The following is a 3,241-nucleotide window of genomic DNA, read 5'->3' as shown; positions in this document are numbered from 1 at the left end:
TTATCCCCAACCTCTCACAGTCCCCCGGACTGGGAGAGCCTCGCGGGCTGGGAGTGAAAAGGTTTGGGGAACCTTTTCAGCCTGAGCTTAGAAACAAAAGAGTGAAGGGAACTAAATTTTTTCAAAATTTAGTTCTGTCCCACCGCCTTTCTTCTCTATTTCCCCAGGCAAAACTGGCTGAAGAGCTGGGTGATCAGTTCGTCGGGGGCAGCGTCGCCGGTGATTTCGCCTAGGATTTCCCAAGTGCGGGTCATGTCGACTTGGAGGAGGTCTACTGGCATGCCTAGTTCCAGTCCTTGGTTGACGGCTTGCAGGCTTTCCAGAGCTTTTTCAATCAGGGAAATGTGGCGGGCATTGGACAGATAGGTAGCGTCCTGCTCCACGATGCCGGCATTGTCAAAGAAGAGCTGGTTGATGCGGTCTTCGATTTTGTCAATATTTTGATTGTGGAGCACGGAAATCTTGATGCAGTCTGCCGGCAGCTGATTGGCTTCGATCTTTTCATCCAGATCAGTCTTATTCAGCAGAACGATGCGGTTGCTGTCTTGGCTGAGCTCAAGCAATTGCCGGTCTTGCGCTGTCAGCGGTTCGCTGGCATTGAGGACTAAGAGCACCAGATCGGCTTCCTGCAGGGCTTTTTTGGAGCGTTCAACCCCAATCTGCTCGACCAAATCGTCTGTATCACGGATGCCCGCAGTATCGATGAGTTTCAGCGGTACCCCTTTGATATTGACATACTCCTCGATGACATCCCGGGTTGTCCCCGCAATGTCTGTCACAATAGCCTTGTCCTCCCGCAGGAGGTTGTTGAGCAGGCTGGACTTGCCGACATTGGGCCGGCCGATGATAGCGGTGGAGATGCCTTCACGCAGGATCTTGCCCCGGCGGGTAGTCTGCAGCAAATCGCTCAGCAATTTTTCAAATTCTGCTGTCTTTTCCCGCAGGAGCTGAGTGGTCATCTCCTCCACATCATCATACTCTGGATAGTCGATATTGACCTCCACCTGAGCCAGCGTGTTGAGGATTTCCTGGCGGGTGCTGTTGATGAGGTCAGACAGAGAGCCGTCCAGCTGCTTAACGGCGTTGTTCATCGCCTTGTCAGTCTTGGCCCGGATAATGTCCATGACGGCCTCGGCCTGAGTCAGATCTACCCGGCCATTGAGAAAGGCCCGCTTGGTGAACTCTCCGGGCTCCGCCATTCTGGCCCCCTCGCGGATAGCCAGCTGCAGGATCTCATTGGTCACGGCAATCCCGCCGTGGGTGTTGATCTCAATGATGTCCTCGCGCGTGAAAGTCTTGGGCGAGCGCATGGCACCGACCATGACCTCATCCAGCACCTCCTGGTTTTGAGGGTCGACGATGTGGCCGTAGTTGAGCGTGTGGCTCGCCGCCTTTTCCAGATTTTTTCCTTTGAAGATCTTTTGGGCAATGGCAAAGCTGTCCGTCCCGCTCAGTCTGACGATGCCGATGGCGCCTTCTCCAAGGGGCGTCGAAATCGCAGCGATGGTATCAAATTCACGTGTAATCATGTCTGTTTTTCCTTCTCCGTCTGTATACAATACTCTCATTGTAACGCAAAAAAAGAGCAGGAGCAAGGGTTTGACTTGCAATCTTTTCGATCAGTCACAGGCCTTGCTGGTCTAGCGCAGATACTGCGGAGTGAAAAGCGAACTGGTTTTAAGGGTTTCCCTGTTCAATCAATTCATTTTCTTGTACCGAAAACACTTTCATGTTGCAAATAATCATGGTATAATGGAATCAGCTTGATTTTAGGAGAATTGGATGAACAATCTGAAAAAAATGGCAGGCGTCAAGGCTGCTGAATTTGTGCAGGACGGTATGGTTGTTGGACTGGGAACGGGTTCAACTGCCTATTATTTTGTCGAGGAAATCGGCCGCCGCATCAAGGAAGAAGGGCTGTCTATCGTAGCTGTGACAACTTCCAGTGTGACCAGCCGCCAAGCAGAAGGCCTGGGGATTCCGCTGAAATCTATTGATGAAGTGGATCAGGTAGATGTGACGGTAGACGGTGCAGATGAGGTCGATGCGGCCTTTAACGGTATCAAGGGCGGCGGCGGCGCTCTCCTGATGGAGAAGGTGGTCGCTGCAATCACCAAGCACTATATCTGGGTCGTGGATGAAAGCAAAATGGTAGAAAAACTGGGCGCTTTCAAACTGCCGGTAGAAGTGGTCCAATATGGTGCGGAGCAGCTTTTCCGCCGGTTTGAAATTGCAGGTTACAAGCCAAGTTTCCGTCAGAAAGACGGCCGGCGCTATATCACCGATATGCAGAATTTTATCATCGATCTGGACCTTGGTGTGATTGAGAATCCGGTTGCCTTCGGTCAGGAGCTGGACCATATGGTCGGCTTAGTAGAGCATGGCCTTTTCAACCAAATGGTGGACAAGGTCATCGTGGCGGGTCAGGCTGGTCTGCAAGTTTTAGAAGCTAAGAAATAGAAAGAGGTTTTTATGTCAAAATTTAGTCGCATTCACTTGGTTGTGCTGGACTCAGTCGGTATCGGAGCAGCTCCTGATGCCAATAACTTTGTCAATGCCGGAGTGCCAGACGGTGCTTCCGATACGCTGGGACACATTTCCAAAACAGTCGGCCTGGAAGTGCCCCATATGGCTCAGATCGGTCTGGGCAATATCGAGCGGGAAAGGCCGCTCAAGACAGTCGCCAGAGAGGAAAAGCCCAGCGGCTACTATACAAAATTAGAAGAAGTTTCGCTGGGCAAGGACACCATGACCGGCCACTGGGAGATTATGGGCCTCAACATCACCGAGCCATTTGACACTTTCTGGAATGGCTTTCCCGAAGAAATCATCACTAAAATCGAAGAATTTTCAGGGCGCAAGGTGATTCGTGAAGCCAACAAACCCTACTCAGGCACAGCGGTTATTGATGACTTTGGTCCCCGCCAGATGGAAACTGGCGAGCTGATTATTTATACTTCAGCTGATCCAGTTCTCCAGATTGCGGCGCACGAAGAGGTCATTCCGCTGGATGAGCTCTACCGTATCTGCGAATACGCCCGCTCGATTACGCTGGAGCGTCCGGCTCTCTTGGGGCGGATTATCGCCCGGCCTTATGTTGGTGAGCCCGGTCATTTCACACGGACAGCCAACCGGCACGACTATGCAGTATCGCCTTTTGAGCCGACGGTCTTGGATAAGCTCAATGAGGCCGGTATTGCTACCTATGCGGTGGGCAAGATTAATGACATTTTTAACGGTG

3 protein-coding genes are annotated in these 3,241 nt (G+C 51.7%); 2 read left to right on the top strand and 1 reads right to left on the bottom strand.

The features are described from left to right. Positions 1 to 155 precede the first annotated feature (155 nt). Positions 156 to 1,529 carry a tRNA uridine-5-carboxymethylaminomethyl(34) synthesis GTPase MnmE gene (gene mnmE, locus STRDD11_RS11410; RefSeq protein WP_128837401.1) on the bottom strand — a complete coding sequence of 458 codons (1,374 nt, stop codon included), beginning with the start codon at positions 1,527 to 1,529 and terminating at the stop codon, positions 156 to 158. 253 nt (positions 1,530 to 1,782) lie between these two features. Here mnmE and rpiA point away from each other — a divergent pair, with 253 nt between their 5' ends. Together rpiA and STRDD11_RS11400 are read left to right on the top strand one after the other, a co-directional pair. After that, positions 1,783 to 2,460: a ribose-5-phosphate isomerase RpiA gene (rpiA, locus tag STRDD11_RS11405; RefSeq protein ID WP_128837400.1), complete on the top strand. Its 678-nt coding sequence runs from the start codon at positions 1,783 to 1,785 to the stop codon at positions 2,458 to 2,460. 12 nt (positions 2,461 to 2,472) lie between these two features. Next, positions 2,473 to 3,241, top strand: a 769-nt coding sequence (locus STRDD11_RS11400) for a phosphopentomutase (RefSeq protein ID WP_128837490.1), incomplete at its 3' end; no start/stop codon positions are given.

It is taken from the genome of Streptococcus sp. DD11 (genome assembly GCF_001578865.1).
Taxonomy (GTDB): Bacteria; Bacillota; Bacilli; order Lactobacillales; family Streptococcaceae; genus Streptococcus; species Streptococcus panodentis.
This window is presented reverse-complemented; position numbering and strand designations above follow the sequence as displayed.